Origin of the sequence: Aquicella siphonis (genome assembly GCF_902459485.1) — a bacterium.
GTDB lineage: Bacteria > Pseudomonadota > Gammaproteobacteria > DSM-16500 > DSM-16500 > Aquicella > Aquicella siphonis.
Window position 1 is genome coordinate 2,141,325 of sequence record NZ_LR699119.1, and the last position, 21,354, is coordinate 2,162,678.

Consider the following 21,354-nt stretch of genomic DNA (forward strand, 5'->3'; position numbering starts at 1 on the left):
ACCTCATTACACATAGAGTTTTTCTAAGGTAATTTCGATTCGGTAATTCTCATTCCCGTCCCAGGTATTGGAGTTCCTTTGGACCAAATGAGTACCGCCATATCCGGTTGCATACAATACACGCGCATTGACACCGGCAGCTGAAAGATATTTTGCGACACTCTCCGCCTGCTCCTGGGAAAGAGAAAGATTGACATCGTTGGATCCAAAAGCACCGGTATAAGCCGCCACCTTGACCAGCATTTTGGTATAGCTGTTAATATATTTGGAAACCAGGTTCAAGGTTGAATAGGCATCCGGCTTGATCTTGGAAGACATAGGATTAAATATGCGCGCCGAGGGCAGGACAATCAATATCTGGTCGCCCAATACAACGACCGTGGCACCGCGGTTTTGCAATTGATCTTCAACGCTTGCATTATTATCAATATAGCCGCCATAGCTCGCGCCTAAAACCGCCCCCACCACGGCGCCGGGAACAATACCAATGGCAGAAGACATGGCGCCGGTTACCCCCCCTGCCGCACCGCCCAGCATGGCGCCTTTCGCGCGCTGACTGGCATTCTGATAAGAATCGGCAACATTGCCGCCGGTTGTGCCGTCAATCAGGTTTCTGGCGTTATCAACACCGTCATCTATATTGGAGGTTACGTCACGGGAAACATTCGAGGAAGCACACCCGCAGAGGACAAGACTAGACATCGCGAGTATTGAGAAAAAAACAAGTTTCTCTTTGGAAAAGAGAGCGCCGACCCTGGCAAATAACCGTTTCTCCACTTTGCTATACATCCCCTTCCTGAGCATTTGTCTTTAGAGAGGTTACATAATCACATAACTCATTTGCAATAGCTACTACTTCCTCACTGGGCAAAAGCACCCCCTCAACAGGCGGCGGATACTCCGTCGCGAGGGACATGTCCTTGATGATTTCATTGGTCATGGGATTGGCTTGAGATGCGGATCTGCCCATTAGTCTCTCAAGCAATTCGATTTTATCCTTGGCAACACTCTTGTTAATCAGCGGCTCGCTAAAACGTGCAATCTGAGTTGCGCCGACTATTGCCTTAACGGTTTCATCCAGCGCCACTTTTGCAAAAATATTGAGCTTGCCTTCCGGCATTTCTTCTTCAACCGCGACTTCCGCTGTTTCAGCTGTCGCATGCCGGTTATGGAAAGCAAGCAGAGACGCCAGGGCACGCTCGATTGGATTGGCGTCCGGCTGGGAGGCGATTGAATCGGAAATAATCTGGATTTCTTCACCCTCATCACTAGGCATGGCAACGGATTCATTGTTAATGAGAATTTCCCTGAAACGGTCAATTCGCTCTTCCAGATCCATTAAAGTGCGGTTAAGAGGCGGCTCCACCTTCAGGAACTGGTTAAGCCGCATTTTCACAGGCGGCTTGGGATTGGCGAAGAACATGCGCGCGCGTATGATCTTGGATTTGAAGAAGATGTGGGCCTCGCCTTCGCGTTGTTCTTTTAAATCCAGCAAATCAATGCGCTGCCGCTTTTCTGAGGAAGCACTGCGGCTGTCCATGTAATTGTTCAGCAGACTGCCCGCGTTGGTCTGGAAGGAATCGACCTTGGTAACATAAGATTCCCCGGCTGTTTTATGAAAGAATTCCCATGTTTCCATGGGATCTTCCAGTTTCATGCATATCTTAATATTGGTGTTGGCTCCGATTGAAGCCGCCTCCTCTTTGGACGCCTTCTGGAAAGCGGGAAGATCTTGTCCGGCAAAGATCACGGAAAACCCCAGCGAACGTGCTTGCGCAGGAACAACGGCAAAACCTTTGACGGCATAATATCCGTATTCGTCCAGGATGCACATGTAAGGCGTAGGGGCGTTGGTTGGCTTGCGCGTGATCACTTCGCGATAGGAACCTTCCACTGAGTCTCCCAGGCCTGCCGCCATCATGGCTTTCAATGAGGCAATAATCACTTTGCCCAGGTTGGATAATTCATCCGGCGATTTTTCCAGAGCCGGAAGCAGCACCACCAGTATGCGGCGGTTAAGTACAACGTCTTTCAAATCCACTTCAGCCAGGTTAACACGGATGATATGTCCATAGGTATCCGCCAGCGAACCGAAGGTTTTAGTCAACTGCATGGTGATAAAGCCGTGCTGCTCCAGAACCTGAGAACCTTGTTTGCCTTTCTTTGAAACATCGTAACCCGGAAGGTTTTTGACATAGTTTCGTATCGGTTCAATAATAAGCTCAGGCGCATCCGCGAGGCTGACCGGTTCCTGATTGTCCCGAGGAAACATCTTGTCCATTGCAATGGCTTCAAGGCGGGTCAGTTCGAAATAATTACGAATCGAGTTTGCGTCAAGCAGGATCTTGCCCTTGTCACGCATGTAAACCAGCACTTTCATCAACGCTTCAACAAACACGATGGCGCGGCCTTTCCACATATCACCATCGGAACTTTGACTGCCGGAATCCATCAGGCTCACCACCAGCTGCGACAACATGCTGGATGAGCCGTTGCAAAACGGATTCATGGTATTCGACAACCGCTTTTCCTGGGCACCGATGACGTCACGGGCGCCCGTCATGAAGTTGATAAGCAAAAGATCATCTTCACGCCCCATGGTGCGGCACATGGAAAAGACATTGGCAAAAAGCGAGTTATCACCTTTACCATCCACGTATAAGAAACCGCTGCCTTGCACCAGCGCATTGAACGACAAAGACGTCAAGGCAACTGTTTTACCGCTACCGGTTGAGCCAAAAATGAGTACATGCGTACGCATGTCATCGTTATTAAACCACAATTCGTCATTGTTGGATTTGCGGTTGCCAAAAAATGAAATGCCGCGGGCAATGCGAGGCTTATTGGAACCTGGCAACGGGTCGTTGTAATCCTTTGCCTTGGAGCGCAAAGGCATGCGAAAAGGCAGGGTGCTGGTACGCGTGTAGGCATAAAGAAAAACACACGCCCCTATCAGGGCAATAAACTCGCAAATCCCCGGAAACACATACGCAGCCGAGGCAAACCCGAACATTGTGATAGCGCTGTTAGTCGGGTCCTTGAAAAAATCAACAATCTTCATGCCCAGTGTGCGTGTATCTCGCAACAGCAACTGGGGTGAAAGCTCATGCTGTTCTTCTAAACCGCGCATACCCATCATACACCTCTCTTTACGTTCCAGCCGCTTCCCGGCTAACGCAAGTCATGCCCGCATCATTCTTCCTCGGGGCGGTAAACCACTTCCTTCAACGCCAGCTCCACCGCGTTGGTTGCTTCCTCAACCATGGGCACCATTAATTTTCTTCCCGCTTCGCGTTCCGCCACCCAATGAGCAAAAATTCCCGCCACCTCGATAAAAGGTGTTTGCCTGCCCACCGTATTCAACGTGTACCAAAGCCGCCTATCCCTGGGTTTCAGCCACAGGAAATCCGCCGATGCCTGCACACCATCATCACGCGCAGCCAGGAGCATGGCAGCCATGACCGTGGTCACATAAGCGTGAGACTGTACCACTTTCTGGACCAGCTTGGTGTTTTCATGCTTCTTCAGCAATTCATCCGCACCCGCAAAATTCAACTCCTTGCTTAGCGACGAAGCCGCGATTTGCGCCAACAGTTTGGCTGCGGCTTGCGAATCCGCGTTGATACGTGCGGCAAATACTGCAAATAATGCCCTCGCATGCGGCGGCAACCTGTTGGCGCCAGCCCATAGCGGACCTAACTGCATGGAGAAAATCTTGTTCGCCTCGCCGCGCTTGAGCACAACTTCGATTTTGTCCCAGTCTTTTCTGCTCATGCCTTCACGCCGCTGTGGACGCACTTCTTCCAGCAGCTTGTAACGCTTGCAAAATTGCATGGGCGTCAGCGCCATTGCCCAGGGGCCGGTGTCAATATCGGTTTTGATCAGGTCCAGATTGAGAATGGGTGTGATTTGAGGCCAGTTTTTGCTTTCCAGCTTGGCAAATTCTTTCATGTTGTAGATACGCTTATAAACCCGGGTGGTGTTGCCTACATAGACAATCACCGCCAGTACCAGCAGCAAGACCACGAATGGAAGGCGCAGCCAGACGCCCACATTGGATCCGATAGTCACCAGGTCGTTGAAGGTAATCGTGGCAGCGTTATAACGCGCGGAAAACAAGGCCTGACGAAGCGGCTCGAAATAATAGGGATGGTGAAACAGGTTTCCCAGATAACTCAGCAAATCCAGCTCGTATATCTTGATCGTGAGATACGCCCTGACAAGACTGGTTTTAAAAACATACCAGATCACGCCGATAGCAGCGAAGATCGCGGCTATGCCCCATAATATTCCCGCCGAGTTGTCGCCCTGGCCTCCGCCCTGTGGTGCTGCTGCTGGCATATCCCCTAACCTCTCTAAGATGTTAGCTTCCCGTTTTGAAAATGCCTGTTAAAACCTTTCGGCATGGATTGGCAGCTTGACAAGCACACGCACGGCTCTAACTGTTGAAGATTTCCCGCATCCCGTCTGTCTATCCCTTTGTGCCGGTCAGACACCGCTTGAGCCTCCCGCTGCCGCCCTCCCTGTATTACCTGCTCATCCGCATCCAAACGCCGCGGACATCGATATTTATATTATAGATGATGACATAAGGTATGGATGCCGTCTTACACGTCATCATAAAACTTGATGCATGCGGACAATGCAAGACAGCAGACGCTGGCAAGATCATGAATATTAATATTCTTCTTCCTGTTTTTGCTGTTTTTCCTTGATTTCGTCCAGTGTTTTGCAATCAATACACAATGTTGCGGTCGGTCTGGCTTCTAGCCTGCGCAAGCCGATTTCCACTCCGCAAACCTCGCAATAGCCATAATCCTTTTCGCGCAACAGCTCAAGCGATTCTTCGATTTTTTTCAACAACTTTCTCTCGCGGTCACGGGTTCTCAATTCCAAGCGGAAATCTTCTTCCTGACTCGCGCGGTCATTGGGATCAGGGTAATTAATCGCTTCTTCTTTCATGTGGGTCACGATCTTATCGCCACCTTCAAGAATCCGCTGACGCAAAGCCATCAGAATACTTTTGAAGTGTTCTTGCATTTTTGAGCTCATATACTCTTCAGTCTTTTTCTGCTTGTAGGGAGAAATCCCCAAGACTTCCAAGCTGGGCTCCAAAATATCTTTTTCTTTAGCTACCATGATAAATTCTCCTACCCTGAGATTAATTGTAGTCCAAGTTTGACAGCTATACCAAAAAAAACCCTCTTACAGCAAATAAATTTAGCTCAGGGATGGTATTGGGCTATCGTCACTCGCTCCCGACCTGACAAATCGCGCACAGAATGAATCTGACTGTATCCAGAAGCTGCAAACAGTCTGCGAACTGCCGCACCCTGCAAAAAACCATGTTCTACAAGCACATACCCGGCAGGGCGCAAAAAATATTTAGCCGTATGGCTAATTGTGCGTATTGCATCCAGCCCGTCACTGCCGGAAACCAGGGCGGAGCGGGGCTCGTATTCCAGGCCTTCAGCATAGGCCGCCCATTCGGATTCGCCGATATAGGGAGGATTACTGACAATCACGTCAAAGTCTGCGCGAGGCAGGGCAGTACACCAGTTGCCGCAGGAAAAATATACATTATCCAGCCCTAATTGCTGTGCGTTTTTTCTGGCAATCTGCAATGCGCTTTCGCTGGCATCGGTTGCGTAAATCTGCCAGGACGGTCTTTCATGAGCGATTGCCAGTCCGATCGCACCGCTGCCCGTGCCCAGATCAGCGACCCTAGTCAGAGGATTATTCTCCGGCATGCTTTCTAGCACGCATTCAACCATCAACTCGGTTTCAGGGCGGGGTATCAGAGTATCGGGAGTGACCATAAGATCCAGCGACCAAAATTCTCGCCTGCCAGTGATATAAGCCAGCGGCTCACGATTGCATCGGCGCTGCAGACAAACTGAAAATTGCAGGAATTGCGCGTGATCAATACTGCTTTCTGACCATGCATGCAAATGACTGCGCGGTTTTTGCAGCACATGCGATAAAAGCACTTCCGCCTCCAGAAGAGGATATTCGGCAACCACGGCGAGCTGATTTTTCGCAGCCAACAACGCTGCGCTTACAGTCGCGCACGGCGGCAAACCCAAACAACCGGAATCGAAGGCCATGATTCTTCATTCCCCCAGTGACGCAATCAGATCAGCATGATATTCCTGGCTCAATGCCTCGATCACAGGCGACAAATCTCCTTCCATTATTTGCGGGAGCTGATAGAGCGTCAGATTGATACGATGATCTGTCAATCTGCCCTGCGGAAAATTGTAGGTGCGGATGCGTTCGGAACGATCGCCGGTTCCCACCAGGCTGCGGCGGGTTTCAGCCTGCTGTTTTTGCTGCTTTTCACGTTCGGCTGACAAAATACGCGATTTCAGCAGCGACATCGCGCGTGCGCGGTTTTTATGCTGGGAACGTTCATCCTGGCATTCGACCACCGTTCCCGTGGGTATATGTGTAATACGAATAGCGGAGTCTGTTTTTTGCACATGCTGCCCGCCCGCTCCCGACGCGCGAAAAGTATCAATACGCAAATCAGCCGGATTGATATCAATGCTTTCTATTTCTTCCATCTCGGGGAGTACCGCGACGGTACAAGTTGAGGTATGTATGCGCCCTTGCGCTTCGGTAGCGGGAATCCTCTGCACGCGATGGACACCGGACTCAAATTTAAGACGGGAATACGCGCCCTGACCGATGACACGCATGATGATCTCTTTATACCCGCCATGCTCTCCGTGACTTTCACTCAAGATTTCAACCTTGAAGTGCTGCGTTTCGGCATAGCGCATATACATTCTGCTCAGATCTCCCGCGAAGATCGCCGCTTCATCGCCGCCGGTGCCGGCACGGATCTCAAGAAAGATATTATTGTCATCATGAGGATCCCTGGGAACAAGAGCAACCAGCAGCGCCTCCTCCAGCCCGCCCAGTTTTTCTTCTATGACTTTGATTTCCTGCTTGGCCATTTGCTGCAATTCGGGATCGTCTTCCTCCAGCAGCGCCTTTGAGTCTTCCCATTGTCTCTGGTAATCCTGATACTGAAGAAACAACTGCACATTAGGCTCAATCTGGGCAAATTCCCTGGATAAATCCCGATACCGGTTCAGGTCATTCGTGACCTTGGGATCGGACAATAATTCCTTCAATTCTTCATACCGTTTGACAAGGTTTTGCAATTTATTCTGAATGGATGGCTTCATATCCTCTCGGCTTCCGGATCTGGAATAGCAAATAACTGCTTTGCATAGCGTAATAATTCAAAACGGCCTTCAACGCCCGCCTGCCGCAATTGCACGCTGGGCGCATGCAGCAGTTTCCGGATAAAAGCGTGGGCAAACATTTCCAGCACCTGTTCGGGATCATCACCCTGGCTCAGCTGCAGCTTTGCTTTCAGCAGTTCCGCCCGGCAGATTTCTTCAATCTGGCCGCGGTAGGCGCGTATGGTATTCGCGACTTTGTCCGAGGATTTCAGTGACATCATGAAGTCTGCGCTTTTCTTGCGAATCAACTCGCGAGCCTTGTCCGCCGCGTGTTCACGACCCTGGAGGTTTTTTTCAATAATCACTTTCAAGTCGTCAATGCAGAAAAGGCGCACGTTTTCTATATCAGCCACCGCGGGTTCGATATCTCTAGGGACAGCAATATCAATCAGGATCATAGTCCGGTCCTTGCGCGCCTGCATGGCTTTTTCGACCGCCGCCCGGCTGATAATGGGAGCAAGGCTTCCCGTCGCAGAAAACACGATATCCGCCTCCGCCAGCGCAAGCGCGAGTTTATCCAGGCTCAACGCCTGGCCTCCGACCGCCTGCGCGATGACTGCTGCATTTTCTGTGTTCCGGTTCACCAGTGTGAGAGGGGCGGCAAGCGAATTTTTAAGATACCTTGCCAATAATTCAGTCGTATCTCCCGCACCCACCAGAACCACCCTGGCCTGCTCAAACGTATCAGTAAGCTGTTTTGCGAAACGCGCCGCGGCGGATGCCACGGAAACAGGACAAGCCCCGATAGCGGTAGTGGTGCGAATTTCTTTCGCGATAGAAAAAACATGCTGAAAAAGCTGATGAAAAACGCCGCCAACCGCACCGGCCGCACAGCTCTCGGAAAAGGCTTCCTTCATTTGCCCCAGGATCTGGGGCTCGCCCAATACCATGGAGTCGAGGCCACAGGCGACATGGATAATGTGTTCTACCGCTGCCTCACCCTGCAAAACATAAACAGTGTGTGCCATTTCACTTGCCGGCAGGGGAACCTGCGAACAAAACCAGTCTCGTATCAGAGTGACGTCGTCTGTTTCACAATACAGTTCGGAGCGGTTGCAGGTGGATAACAACAAGACTTCCCGGGCCGCTTCGCGTCCCAGTAAATCCTGTAAATAGAGCGAAAGCTTGTCGAACGCAAAATAGACCTGCTCACGTAAATGAACGGGGGCGGTCTTGTGATTCATACCTACAACGAAAATCGACATGAGAGGTTGCCAAGTTATATTATTTTGGGCATATTTTATGCTTAAACCTTATGGAAAAACAAAGGATATTAACATTGAAGCGCATAATATGGATTTCGCTGCTCACCGCCTTACTGACCAGCTGTTCAAATATAACCCCCCCGCCTGCCGCCCCCGCCGCCCCCAAAGCCACCTGGGAAGACCGGCAAATTGCCCTAAACCGGATCCAAAGCTGGTGGTTAAACGGCAAAATCGGTGTGCAGACACGGCAGGATTCAGGAAGCGCCACGGTGGACTGGGCCCAGAACACACGCAGTTATACAATCTCGCTGACTGGCCCGCTGGGCTCAAGCGGCATGCGGCTGTCAGGACATCCAGGCCGGGTCACCCTGCAAACCTCCGATGGGAAAAGTTACAGCGCAGCCTCGCCGGAACAATTGCTTGCGTCTCGCTGGGGTTTCCACCTGCCTGTTTCAAACATGAAATACTGGGTCCGGGGTCTGCCTGTTCCCGGTCTGGCCTCAAGCACACATTTTGATAAATACGGACGATTGACCGCACTGGCACAGCAGGGATGGAATGTGGAATATCTAGGCTACACCAATGCCGGCGGCGTTGACTTGCCTGAGCGCATGTCAATTACCTCATCCGCGCTGCGTGTAAAAATTGTCATTTATCAATGGAAACTGCGCGCCTGATACTCACCAGGCCCGGCACCCGCGTATTGGGCGGCGAAAATATTATTCGCACATGCTCCTTGAAGAACTGCGCCATCATCAACAATGGCGCAGTTCAATGAGCGCACCCCATCTTCCGCAGGGGATTTTGCATTTCCAGTAAAGATGGCCATTCTCCCATTGACACTCATGTGCTCTCTCAGCAAAATAGCGCTTCCGTAAATTTTCGATGTCATGTTGCCAAGACGTTGGGGTGTAGCCAAGCGGTAAGGCACCGGGTTTTGATCCCGGCATTCCTAGGTTCGAATCCTAGCACCCCAGCCAAATTCAGAAAATAAAACACGCTCTTCGCAAAAGATCGATTTGTCTAAGGATAACACTGTGCCAGAAATAATGATTTTTAGCGGTAACGCAAGCCAGGAATTAACAGCCCGGGTTGCAGCTCATCTAAACCTGTCTATCGGCAAAGCCTATGTCGGCAGCTTTAGCGACGGCGAAACCATGGTTGAAATCCAGGAAAACGTGCGCGGCCGCGATGTCTTTGTTATCCAGTCAACCTGCGCTCCTTCCAATGACAACCTGATGGAGCTGATTCTGCTTTCAGATGCCTTGCGCAGAGCTTCTGCAGCCAAAATTACCGCCGTGGTTCCCTATTTTGGATACGCCCGGCAAGACCGGCGTGTACGCTCGGCCCGTGTGCCTATTACGGCAAAAATTGTTGCCGACATGATGGCTGCCGTCGGCATCAGCCGCCTGGTAACCGTCGATTTGCATGCCGACCAAATCCAGGGCTTTTTCTATATGCCGGTCGACAACCTTTACAGCACCCCCATCATGATAGAAGACATGCACCAGCAATATAATAACGATAATGTCATGGTCGTTTCACCGGATGTGGGAGGCGTTGTGCGCGCCCGCGCCATCGCCAAGCATTTCGCCAACGGAGCGGATCTGGCGATTATAGACAAACGCCGCCCGCGCGCAAACGAAGCGCAAGTCATGCATATCATTGGCGATGTAAAAAACCGGGATTGCATCATTGTGGATGACATAGTCGACACAGCCAGCACTTTGTGCCGCGCCGTTGAAGCCTTGAAAAACCATGGCGCTTCAAAGGTTGCCGCCTATGTGACCCACCCGGTCCTTTCCGGACAGGCTATTGAAAATATTAATAATTCCATGCTGGACGAACTAGTGGTGACTGACACGATTCCGCTGGGTAAAGATGCCCGAGAATGTTCGCGAATACGCTGCATCAGCCTAAGCCATACCATTGCCGAAGCCATACGCCGGATCAGCGGCGCGGGATCATTAAGCCGTATGTTTCTGGATTAATCCGGGAGAAAGCCTGCACTGCTAATTTTTTTTTAATCTTTCTCGTGTATGATCTAGAGGAAATCCGCTCAAAGTCAAAGAGAAACCCGAAGCGGCTGCTGGATCTACTGAAACCGGATAGCGCCTGCTGGACTTTTGCTACGCTCCCGTTCTTCTCACTTTGGATAGCTATTTAATCTTAATCATCTTGGTATTAAACATTTTTTTTCAGAGACTCTTGGCATGATGAACCATCAGATTCACACTCAACGCAGCCGTTTCTTTCTTGCGGCCGCGCCATTGTTTCTCGTGCTCTTTATTGACAGCATGGGACTAGGCCTGGTTTTCCCTATCATGAACGCGCTGGTCGTTGACCCTAATGCACACTTCGTATCCGGGCAAATTAGCGCCAGCATGCGTAATATCATTTTTGGCCTGACCATAGCGATTTACATGTTTTGTTGGTTTTTTGGCGCAGCCATCCTGGGCGACCTGTCCGACCAGATGGGCCGAAAGAGAGCGCTCATGATATGCCTGATCGGCGCTGTATTCGGATACCTGCTTTCCGCCCTGTCCGTAATCTTCCAAAGCCTTACGCTGTTAATCGTGGGCCGCATCATTGCCGGCTTCACCGCAGGCAGTCAATCGATTGCGCAAGCTGCCATCGTTGATATCAGTTCCAGCGAACATAAAGCCAGGAACCTGGGCTTGATGCTGTTCGTCATTTCCATGGGCTTTGTGTTCGGGCCTCTCGCCGGAGGCGTCCTGTCCGATCAGGACTTGTCATCTTCTTTCAACTATGCCACACCGTTTTATTTCGCAGCCGCCATCTCGCTCATCAACGCTGTTTTGCTGCAGCTTTTTTTCAGGGAAACCTTCACGCGAACAGAAAAACTCCGGTTCAAATTGAGCCACTCCCTGGAAATTTTTGTCTCCGCCTTCACTCATGAAAAAGTCAGGGAATTATCCATCATCCTGTTAGTCATGATTTTCGGCTGGAGCAGTTTTTACTCCTTCATTCCCATGTTTTTATTACATGTTTATCACTTTAATTCCCTGCAAACCGGTATCTATATGGGGGTGATGGGCGCAGGCTTTGGAATCGGCACCGGCCTGCTGGTCGAGCGCTGCACACGTTATTTTTCACTCAGACAGTGCACCATGGGCGGCGCGCTGATTGCCGCGATCGCCAGCGCGCTGACACTGGCCGCACCAGACATTCATTTCGTCTGGTTTTATATTATCCCCCTTGCCATCGCCATGGCTATCGCCTATTCCACTATCCTCACCCTGTTTTCCAACCAGGTCGATGAAAAATCCCAAGGCTGGGTCATGGGAATTACCGGCTCCATCATGGCATTTGCATTCGGGATAAACGGGATTCTCGTTGCCATGCTGGCCAACCTGGACATCCGCATCCCCCTTGTGCTATCTGCGGCAGGACTCACCCTGTCCGCCCTGTTGATGAAACTGCTTTTCAAAGGCAGCGAAAAGAACACGATACCTGCGGATGCCAGCCAGGAATTCCTGCCATAGTCAGTATCCCGGCAAGTCAACCTCAGCCAGAAAACCCGGATTGCGTCTGCACGCGAACGACTGAATAAGCCACCTGAACAAGACCAAAATTGATGCGGAAATAAATATTCTGCATAATATTGCCATATAACTATTATTAAACGAGGGTGGTTTATGTTACGTCTGGTAAACAATCCTGATGTCCACAACAATTCTGTTAAGAATGACGAGGACAATCACGAAGAAGAGGGGCACGAATCATTACTTATCAGAGCTTCCTGTGTAACACTCTCCTCTGCCCGGACAACGCTCCCCATTTTTGACATCCGCTGGGCCGCTGCGCCTGTGCAAGTGAAAATATTGGTCTCCCGCGAAACTGCCTGGCCGCCATTTTCAATCATCCATTATACCTTCAAATTACCCAATGACCCCAAGGCAGCGCAAATCCTGATGGATGCCCAGCCTGCTTATGTCAACCGCAGCATAGCCTTGACGAAATTGAGCCCCGAAACCGCAGCAATTGTGACAAACAGTCTGCGCTGGTGGCAAAACACGGTGAACCTGCAGTTCAGACAAGGCGAAGGAACTCACCCTCTTCCCATTTTCGGGTTTACTCATGCGGACAATCACACTCCTGTCGTGGCGGGTTATGGCCAGATGGGCCATAGTCAGGGCAGTTACACAACAGGCATTGGTTTCAACCAGAATTATCTGGATTCTCTGGCACGCAGTAACTGGACCTCACCGGTGCACCATCTGGTATTTCATGAAACCGGCCACACCATGATCAGCCTGACGCATCCCTTTGATCCTCCTCATATTGCCCCCTGCGCCTATCAGAATACCACCAGTTACACAGTCATGGCGTATGAGAATGAAATCGAACCCCTGGGCAACAAGACATTGATTTCCGTCACTCCCATGCCTGCGGATATGGATGCCGCACAATATCTTTATGGGAAAAACATGGCAGCCCGCACAGGCAACGATGTTTACCTGCTAAAAGACTATATTCCTGCTGAATCCGCAAGCGCCATGTACAAGACCATTGCAAGCCTGCCCTGGGATGCCGGCGGAAGAGACAGGTTAAGCGCGAGTTCCATTTGTGCGGATGTGACCCTTGATATCAGACGCTATGGGCGATCCATCCTGCCTGACGGCTATGTCATGACACCCAATATTCAAATCGAGGATGTAACAGGCGGGCATGGCAGAAACATTATTTTTCTGAATGAACTGGACAATCACGTTGATGTCACTTCATCACAGCATACCACGCTGATAATCGATCCCTTGCACAGCGGCAGAGACACAGTCTCCGGTTTTAATCCTCAGCGTGATCAGATTGTGCTTGCAGCACAACCGGGGCAGACACTTGCATGGAAACCGGTGGAAATGCCCCACCTTGACGGGACCTCCCTTTCATGCCGTCAGAATGCCACCCGGCTGGATTTCGACAGTCACAACTCCATCACGCTGTTCAATGTATCTGCCGATCAGATGCGCAATGACACCGTGCAGGTAGATAAACAGATTATTCCTGCCGGTTCACCCGGCCAGGAATCCGCAACCGCCCTGCCGTCCAGTCAATCCATGATGCGTGATATTCTGGCCGTCCTGCCTGGGCAATTATGTTCAGATTTCTTTGACGCCTTTCAGGCCGGCGCGGCTCTCGCATTCATTGAATCCCTTTCGGAAGAAGCGATGCGCTATTATCGCTGCAGTGACTTCTCGATTTATCTTGCCAAGCGGCTGCTCTATTCACTATACATCATCTATAACTGTGCCATCCTGACCAATGGGCCCGGAATATTAACAACAGAACTATTAAAATCTCTCAGTTTCGATGACACGTTTGCTCAATACGCAGGCTTGGCGGTAACAGGCGGCATCGCTCTGTTTCAAAACATGACGCCGCTGGGGCTGGCACGCACAGCCGTTTCCTTCGCGGGAGGATTTGCCGGCAGTCTGTTTACGATGTGGGCCGGAAACATGATCAAGTCGTCCATTGAAAACTCTTGCCGTCAGCAAAAAATCAACACCCCCAGTCAGCCGGTCAGTACCGATAAAACCCTCTGCGCCTAGCCTGCCGGAAGATAGCCAGGCGACGCGAAAGCATTCAATGAACATCCCCGGCCATGCGGGCTCATTGAACATTCCTGCAGACTGTGTAAAATATGCGATCCCTTTCCTGGTCGCGGGAACGGGTCTGTTCTTATTATCAATTACTTATAAAGTGGAGTTTAAACAATGGCATCGAAGAAGCAAAAGTTTGAAATCGAAGCTACTGTTCGCCACGATATGGGGAAAGGTGCGAGCCGCCGCCTGCGTCGTGAACAAAAAGTTCCTGGCGTTATTTATGGTGGTGGAAAAGCTCCCGTTGCCCTGACGTTCGAACATAAGCATGTCGCCAAGTCTCTTGAAAATGAAGCATTTTATTCTCATATCCTGACCTTGAAAACCGGTTCCGAATCGGAACGCGTCATTTTGAAAGATGTTCAGCGCCATCCCTACAAACCCCGCGTTACCCATGTGGATTTTCAGCGCGTGCGCGCGGATGAAAAGCTGCACATGCATATTCCCTTGCACTTTGTCGGCGCCGACAAGGCCCCGGGCGTAAAAGACGCGGGCGGCCTGGTATCCCACATCATGAGTGATGTTGAAATCGCCTGCCTGCCGGATGACTTGCCGGAATTCATTGAAGTAGACATCTCAGAAATGCAGCTGAACCAGATTCTGCACCTGTCTGATATCAAGTTGCCAAAAGGGGTAGAAATTGTCGCGCTCAGCCATGATGATGACAAGCCGGTCGTTTCCGTGCACATGCCGCGCGTGGAAGAAGAACCCGTCGTTGAAGAAACCGAAGCTCCAGCGCCTTCTGAAGTGCCTGCGATAGCGCAGAAAGGTGAAGAAGCCGAAGGTGAAGAAAAATAAATATAAAAATCTCCGCGGTCTGCCGCGGAGAATAAAATTTAACTTTCAACTGCAAGGCGGTCATGAAAACCGCCTTGTCTGATCTTGCGACTTCCAGGAGATCCCGTGACGCAGCCCATTCAATTAATCGTTGGATTAGCGAATCCGGGAAAAGAATATGAGCAAACCCGCCATAACGCTGGCGCCTGGTTCATAGAAGCCATCGCAAACCAGTTGAATACGTCACTGCGTATGGAAGCCAAATACCACGGGCTGCACGGCTTGGTACAGCTGCATGGCCAAACCTGTCATCTGCTCATTCCCTCCACCTTCATGAACCTGAGCGGCCAATCGGTGCGCGCCTGCATGAGTTATCACAAGATCCCTGCCGATACTGTGCTGATCGCACATGATGAAATTGATTTACCTGCAGGCGTCATCAAACTGAAGTTTGACGGCGGCGACGGCGGTCATAACGGTTTGAAAGACATTATCAGGCATTTGAGCACGAAACAGTTTTACCGCTTGCGCATAGGCGTAGGGCGTCCCTCCCATGGTAAGGACGTGGCAGATTATGTGCTGGATCCGCCGTCAAAAGCGGAGAGGCATAAAATTGATGACGCGCTGTTGCGCGCCCAAGAGGCACTGCCGTTAATCCTGCGCGGTGACATTCAAAAAGCGATGCTAAAGTTACACACGGAAACTCCACTCTAACTCAACTCGAGGAACGTTTTTATGGGTTTAAAATGCGGGATTGTCGGATTGCCCAATGTGGGCAAGTCAACCTTGTTCAACTGCCTGACCAAAGCAGGCGTTGCCGCTTCCAACTATCCTTTCTGCACCATTGAACCCAATGTGGGTATTGTGGGCGTACCCGATCCCCGCCTGGATAAAATCGCAGAAATCGTCAAGCCTCAACGCATACTTCCCACGACCGTAGAATTTGTTGATATCGCCGGCATTGTCAAAGGCGCCTCTCAGGGAGAAGGCCTGGGAAACAAGTTTCTGTCACACATACGCGAAACCGACGCCATCGTACAAGTGGTACGCTGCTTTGAAGATTCCAATGTCACGCATGTCGCCGGCAAGGTTTCTCCGGCGCAGGATATCGAAGTCATCAATACCGAGCTTGCCCTCGCCGACCTGGAAACCGTGGACCGCGCCATCCAGCGGGTGCAAAAAGGCGTAAAATCCGGAGATAAAGCCTCCCTTATCGAGCTGGGCCTGCTTGAGCGGATCAAAAAGCAGCTGGACCAGGGGAAACCGGCGCGCGCTCTGGATTTCACCAAGGAAGAAAAACCCTTGCTGAATTCGCTGCATCTTTTGACGCTCAAACCTACCTTGTACGCTGCCAATGTTTCTGAAACCGGATTCACCAGCAACCCGCTGCTGGACGAAGTCAGAAAAATTGCCGAAAGCGAAAAAGCACAAGTCGTGGTGATATGCGCCGCCATTGAAGCCGAGATTGCCGAGCTCGATGATACAGAAAAGGAAATCTTTCTTGCCGAATTAAATCTGGAAGAACCCGGATTGAACCGCCTGATTCATAGCGCATATAAACTTTTAAATCTTGAAACGTATTTTACCGCCGGTGAAAAGGAAGTCCGCGCGTGGACGATTCACGTCGGCGATTCCGCGCCTCAGGCAGCGGGGGTCATCCATACAGATTTCGAAAAAGGTTTTATCCGTGCCGAAGTCATCTCCTATGAAGATTTTATCCGCTTTGGCGGCGAGCAAGGCGCCAAGGAGGCAGGGAAATGGCGCCTGGAGGGCAAGGAATATATCGTAAAAGACGGCGACATCATGCATTTTCGTTTTAATGTGTAATGCTCATAAAAGGCCCGCATCATGAATTCCAGCTCCAAACCCGGTTCTTCACAAACGGGTATCCAGCCCGCCAGAATTTCTTACACTGCTGGACAGTCTCATGATGGGATATTCTAATATGATCACACCGCTGCTCTCATCGCCAGACGCTAGAAGCTGTACTCATTTCATGTTATGGTATGGAGTGGCTTATTTCTACTCACTCAGAAAGGACTATAGGAATACATGAGCGGCTGGAATGGACTGGATTTTCTTATTTTCATCATATTGGTCGTCAATACTGTACTCGGGATGGTGCGCGGCGGATCAAGGGAAGCTATTTCCCTGATGTGTCTCAGCGCCGCACTGATAGTTACCATCAGATTCACTGTGCCCCTGGCCAACCTGATCAACTCATCCCCTCTGATCGAAGGCGTCGTGAATAATACATTTATGCAAAATTTCATGCAGGCTATTGATGCTGGTCCGCTGACAGTGGATTTGCTTAACCAACTAGGCTATACCATCAGCATGCTGGTGTGTTTCGTCGGAACATTTTCCGCCTGCGAGGCCGGGCTCAGCATGACAGGCTTTCTTGAAGCGTATGGCTTTGCCACCGCGGTGATCAACCGCAAACTGGGCGGGGCGCTAGGCCTGACACGCGGGTATATCATTAACCTTCTTTTCCTGTCCATACTTGCCATTCACCTGAACCCTGGTTTTGACAGCCGTCTGGTTTCCGGTTCATATTTTGCAGGCTTGTTTTCTTCACAAACCCTGTTCCTGGACAAACTGATCAGCTCGCAAGATGTTGAGAAATACCATGAACTCTATATGAAACAAAACATCAAACCGGAACAGCTTTATAAGGTCTTAAGCAAACCCGAAGACATCACCGAACCCGCGCCGGCAGGCCAAAACGGCTCAGCGATCAATCCCTCAACCCAAACCTTCCCAGGCGGACAATTCGGCCCCGGGCCGGGCAGTCCCTCAGGTGTCGCGCCGTCAAGCCCGTGAGGCATGGCTTTCAGTGATTTCATTTAACCTAATGCATCCCGAACAATCATCACTTTGTTTCGCCAATAAGGCGCTTACCCGCTCCGCTGACGCACCGCCTCAAACAAAAATACTCCAGCTGCGACGGACACATTCAAACTGGAAACGGATCCGCGCATGGGTATTTGCAGCAGCATGTCACAGTGTTCGCGGGTTAACCTGCGCAACCCTGAACCCTCCGCGCCCAAAACGATGGCAGCCGGCCCGGTCAAATCAGTTTGATACAGCGACTGAGCCGCATCACCCGACGCGCCATAAATCCAGATACCCAGTTCCTTTAATGCTTCCAGCGCCCGCACCAGGTTGGTCACCTGCACAAATGGCACAGTTTCCGCCGCTCCGCTTGCGACCTTGCTCACAATCGGTGTCACACCCACTGCTTTGTCTTTGGGCGCAATGATGACATGCACGCCTGCGGCGTCGGCGGACCGAAAACAAGCGCCCAGATTATGCGGGTCTTGCACACCATCGAGTACCAGCACCAGCGGCGGAACGCCCAGACTCTGCAGCAAGCGCTTCAAATCACTCTCCTCATAAGCGCGGGCCCGGGTGCAAAATGCGGCCACGCCCTGATGGTTTGCCTCAGAAGTCATTCTATCCAGCTCCTTGCGCGAAACCAGGTCAACCGGTACCCCCAGCCTTTTGGCAGCCGCCACCAATTCACCCAATTTTTTATCCTGACGATCCTGGTACACACACAAGCGGATCACTCGCTCAGGCTGATTTTGCAGCAAGGCTTCAACTGCATGAAGCCCGAATAGATATTGTTTGCTTGCACTCATGGCGTTTTCATTTTACTCCCAAAAGGAACCTCGCATTTCAGGTCGAACCGCATTCACCCTGATTATCCCCATTTTATTCAGAAGGCTTGATGACGCAAGAAAACCTATCATGACTTCAGACAGACTGAAAACAGCAATACAAGTGTTACGCCGGCACATTCCTGGTCAGACAACGCCAGAGGAGGATTATCTTCGTCTTCTCTTCTTTTTCTTTTTTACGCTCTCGCCCTGCTCACTTTTCTTTCTGCCGCGCGGAGCTTCGCTTCCTCTGCCGCCGCGTGGCTTTTTTTCATTTCTCCGCTTGGCAGTTTTTCCACGGCCCTTGCCTGCTGCCATTTCACGGACATCTTCCGCCAGCACAAAATCAATTTCACGCTGATCCAGATCCACGCGGGCTACCCGGATTTTAATCGGATCACCCAGGCCAAAACGCCGCCCGGAACGCTCGCCCATTAATACATGTTTGACAGGATCAAACTGATAGTAATCTTCTGGCAAGGCGCTGATATGCACCAGACCTTCCACATAAATTTCCGCGAGCTCGACAAACACCCCGAAACTCATCGCACCCGATATGACACCATCATACTCCTTGCCAACCTTGTCCATCATGAATTCGCACTTCAGCCAGTCAGTCACTTCATTCGTTGCGTCGTCTGCCCGGCGTTCGGTCATGGAACAGTGTTCGCCTGCGCGCACCAGCTCGGCCTCATTGGCGCTGGGTTTCTTGTAGGTCAGAATATGCTTGATTGCCCTGTGCACCAGCAAGTCAGGATAACGGCGGATGGGCGAGGTAAAATGCGCGTAGGCATCATACGCCAACCCGAAATGCCCCCGATTATCAGGACTGTAAATAGCCTGGCTCATCGAGCGCAGTAAAAGTGTCTGTATCATGTGAGCGTCCGGACGATCCTGGATCACACGCAAGATATGCGCATAATCGCCAGGGACGGGCTCACGATGCCCCGGCATGCTCAAGCCGATTTCATTAAGGAAACGGCGCAAATTTTCCAGTTTTTCTTCCGTGGGCCCTTGATGAACGCGATAAAGACCGGGCTGTTTATGCTTTTCCAGAAAGCGAGCCGCGCAGATATTCGCGCACAGCATACATTCTTCAATAACACGATGCGAATCAAACCGCTCATAGGGAACAATTTTTTCTATCTTGCGGTCCTTGCCAAACACGATCTTGGTCTCGGGCAGGTCAAAATCAATGGCGCCGCGCCCCTTTCGGGATTTTTGCAAGACACGGAACAAATCGTACAGATGCTCAAGATAGGGAACATGCTGGGTAAAACGTTCGCGCATGCGCCTGTCATTTTTTTCCATCATGGCGTGAACCTGGTTATATGTCAGCCGGGCATGAGACTTGAACACGGCATTACAAAAACGGTATTTCATGATGCGGCCTGTTGGATGAATACTCATTTCACAGACCATTGCCAAACGATCGACATCAGGCATCAAGGAACACAAATTATTGGACAAGGTTTCAGGAAGCATGGGAATAACGCGACCGGGGAAATACACCGAATTTCCGCGGTTATAAGCTTCCTTGTCCAGCGCTGTGCCGGGTTTTACATAATGACTGACATCAGCGATTGCGACATAAAGCATCCATCCGCCATTTTCGCGCGGAACACAATAAACAGCATCATCAAAATCCTTCGCATCCTCACCATCAATGGTGACAAAAGGCAGATGACGTAAATCTTCACGTCCATCCAGGGCGTCTTCCGTGACATGCGGCGCGAAACGCGATGCCTCAAGCAGCACATCATCCGGCCATATGTAAGGAAGCTCGTGGTTGCGTATCGCAACGGTAATTTCCAGGCCGGGCGCCATATGATCGCCCAGGACTTCAATAATTTTGCCCAGGGGACGCGTATACTGGGTCGGCTGATCTGTAATCGCCACGACCACAATCTGGCCATGCTTTGCGCCGTTCTGCTCATCGGGCGGTATCAATATATCCTGGGTAATGCGCTGATTTGCGGATTCCACGAAAGCAGTTCCTGATTCCGCATAAAACCGTCCCACAATCTGCTGAGTATGGCGTTCCAGCACTTCTACAATCATCGCTTCCCGGCGGCCGCGGGTATCAACATTAGACACCCTGGCAAGCACACGGTCTCCATGAAACACTGTGCGCATCTGCCTGGGACTCAGAAACAAATCTTCTCCGCCTGTGTCGGGCTCAACAAATCCGAAGCCATCTTTATGGCCTATCACCCGCCCGGCAATTAATTCCATGCTTTCCAGCGGTCCGTACGCGCTCTTGCGGTTTTTCAATAATTGCCCGTCCCGGCACATGGCAATCAGACGGCGGCGCAAGGCTTCCTGTGATTCGGAAGTTGTCAGATTCAGCTCTTGCTCAATTTGCCGCTGTGTTGCGGGGCGGCCTCTTTCGGCGAGATATTCCAGGATGAACTCCCGACTGGGAATAGGGTTCTCGTATTTTTGAGATTCCCTTTCTGCAAATGGATCTTTCTTATTGTTAATCTTTGACATCAATAAAACCTATGCTAGCCCTAAGGCTCTCCTTTTCAAACATTCCTTAATACCCGAATTGTGTTCTAAAATTTCTCACTTACTAGAGGAGAATAAGCGGTAACACAAATCATTGCAATCATTATAGAGGAAATATCCAACATTGACGGGAATATAGGTCAGCGGATGATCAATATTCAACCTATATGCGCCAATTTAAGCTTTCTTTAATTGATGACCAGCTATCCTGTATAAAACAAAACAATCAAAAAAGGTGACTTCATCCTTAGCACGCTCCGGGGAACACACCATCGCACCTTGTCCGCATTCAAGACGGACAATACAACCAGGAGGGTTTCAC

General features: G+C 50.7%; 17 protein-coding genes and 1 tRNA gene. 9 read left to right on the forward strand and 9 right to left on the reverse strand.

Going from position 1 to position 21,354, the window contains the following annotated elements; genetic code table 11:
- Positions 1-6: 6 nt before the first annotated feature.
- The 7 genes from AQULUS_RS09925 to hemA form a co-directional block, all read right to left on the reverse strand.
- On the reverse strand, positions 7-789 hold the full coding sequence (locus AQULUS_RS09925) for an OmpA family protein (protein ID WP_172622818.1): 783 nt from the start codon (positions 787-789) through the stop codon (positions 7-9).
- Positions 782-3,139, reverse strand: a complete 2,358-nt coding sequence (locus tag AQULUS_RS09930; RefSeq protein WP_148339996.1) for a TraM recognition domain-containing protein — start codon at positions 3,137-3,139, stop codon at positions 782-784. The genes AQULUS_RS09925 and AQULUS_RS09930 overlap by 8 nt, the downstream gene beginning before the upstream one ends.
- A gap of 53 nt (positions 3,140-3,192) precedes the next feature.
- Entirely contained in the window at positions 3,193-4,341 is a 1,149-nt protein-coding gene (icmP, locus tag AQULUS_RS09935) for a type IVB secretion system coupling complex protein DotM/IcmP (RefSeq protein ID WP_148339997.1), read from the reverse strand.
- 336 nt (positions 4,342-4,677) lie between these two features.
- Positions 4,678-5,139: an RNA polymerase-binding protein DksA gene (gene dksA, locus AQULUS_RS09940; protein WP_148339998.1), complete on the reverse strand. Its 462-nt coding sequence runs from the start codon at positions 5,137-5,139 to the stop codon at positions 4,678-4,680.
- 86 nt (positions 5,140-5,225) lie between these two features.
- Complete coding sequence (gene prmC, locus AQULUS_RS09945; RefSeq protein ID WP_148339999.1) at positions 5,226-6,107, reverse strand: peptide chain release factor N(5)-glutamine methyltransferase; 882 nt, start codon at positions 6,105-6,107, stop codon at positions 5,226-5,228.
- A 6-nt stretch (positions 6,108-6,113) separates the two neighbouring features.
- Complete coding sequence (gene prfA, locus AQULUS_RS09950) at positions 6,114-7,196, reverse strand: peptide chain release factor 1 (RefSeq protein ID WP_148340000.1); 1,083 nt, start codon at positions 7,194-7,196, stop codon at positions 6,114-6,116.
- Positions 7,193-8,461: a glutamyl-tRNA reductase gene (gene hemA / locus AQULUS_RS09955; protein ID WP_148340001.1), complete on the reverse strand. Its 1,269-nt coding sequence runs from the start codon at positions 8,459-8,461 to the stop codon at positions 7,193-7,195. Before hemA ends, prfA begins: the two co-directional genes overlap by 4 nt.
- Before the next feature lie 74 nt (positions 8,462-8,535).
- Between hemA and lolB the strand changes: the two genes are divergently transcribed.
- From lolB to AQULUS_RS10000, 9 genes are all read left to right on the forward strand, one after another.
- The gene (gene lolB, locus AQULUS_RS09960) at positions 8,536-9,138 is read left to right on the forward strand and encodes a lipoprotein insertase outer membrane protein LolB (RefSeq protein WP_172622819.1); all 603 of its coding nucleotides are present in this window, start codon (positions 8,536-8,538) and stop codon (positions 9,136-9,138) included.
- A gap of 228 nt (positions 9,139-9,366) precedes the next feature.
- Positions 9,367-9,441 (forward strand) — tRNA-Gln (locus AQULUS_RS09965).
- 69 nt (positions 9,442-9,510) lie between these two features.
- Positions 9,511-10,452: a ribose-phosphate pyrophosphokinase gene (locus tag AQULUS_RS09970; protein WP_332066324.1), complete on the forward strand. Its 942-nt coding sequence runs from the start codon at positions 9,511-9,513 to the stop codon at positions 10,450-10,452.
- 222 nt (positions 10,453-10,674) lie between these two features.
- The gene (locus AQULUS_RS09975; protein WP_232051874.1) at positions 10,675-11,967 is read left to right on the forward strand and encodes an MFS transporter; all 1,293 of its coding nucleotides are present in this window, start codon (positions 10,675-10,677) and stop codon (positions 11,965-11,967) included.
- Positions 11,968-12,120: 153 nt separating this feature from the next.
- Positions 12,121-14,031, forward strand: a complete 1,911-nt coding sequence (locus AQULUS_RS09980; RefSeq protein ID WP_148340004.1) for a M10 family metallopeptidase C-terminal domain-containing protein — start codon at positions 12,121-12,123, stop codon at positions 14,029-14,031.
- A 165-nt stretch (positions 14,032-14,196) separates the two neighbouring features.
- Complete coding sequence (locus AQULUS_RS09985) at positions 14,197-14,880, forward strand: 50S ribosomal protein L25/general stress protein Ctc (RefSeq protein ID WP_148340005.1); 684 nt, start codon at positions 14,197-14,199, stop codon at positions 14,878-14,880.
- Between the two features lie 105 nt (positions 14,881-14,985).
- Positions 14,986-15,573: an aminoacyl-tRNA hydrolase gene (gene pth, locus AQULUS_RS09990; protein WP_148340006.1), complete on the forward strand. Its 588-nt coding sequence runs from the start codon at positions 14,986-14,988 to the stop codon at positions 15,571-15,573.
- 21 nt (positions 15,574-15,594) lie between these two features.
- On the forward strand, positions 15,595-16,686 hold the full coding sequence (gene ychF / locus AQULUS_RS09995) for a redox-regulated ATPase YchF (RefSeq protein ID WP_148340007.1): 1,092 nt from the start codon (positions 15,595-15,597) through the stop codon (positions 16,684-16,686).
- A 225-nt stretch (positions 16,687-16,911) separates the two neighbouring features.
- Positions 16,912-17,682 carry a CvpA family protein gene (locus tag AQULUS_RS10000; RefSeq protein WP_148340008.1) on the forward strand — a complete coding sequence of 257 codons (771 nt, stop codon included), beginning with the start codon at positions 16,912-16,914 and terminating at the stop codon, positions 17,680-17,682.
- Positions 17,683-17,756: 74 nt separating this feature from the next.
- On the opposite strand, the gene rlmB is transcribed toward AQULUS_RS10000, so the two are convergent.
- Both rlmB and rnr read right to left on the reverse strand, forming a co-directional pair.
- Positions 17,757-18,503 (reverse strand): 23S rRNA (guanosine(2251)-2'-O)-methyltransferase RlmB, encoded by a 747-nt coding sequence (gene rlmB / locus AQULUS_RS10005; RefSeq protein WP_148340009.1) that lies wholly within the window; start codon positions 18,501-18,503, stop codon positions 17,757-17,759.
- Positions 18,504-18,689: 186 nt separating this feature from the next.
- Entirely contained in the window at positions 18,690-21,014 is a 2,325-nt protein-coding gene (rnr, locus tag AQULUS_RS10010) for a ribonuclease R (protein WP_148340010.1), read from the reverse strand.
- Positions 21,015-21,354 lie beyond the last annotated feature (340 nt).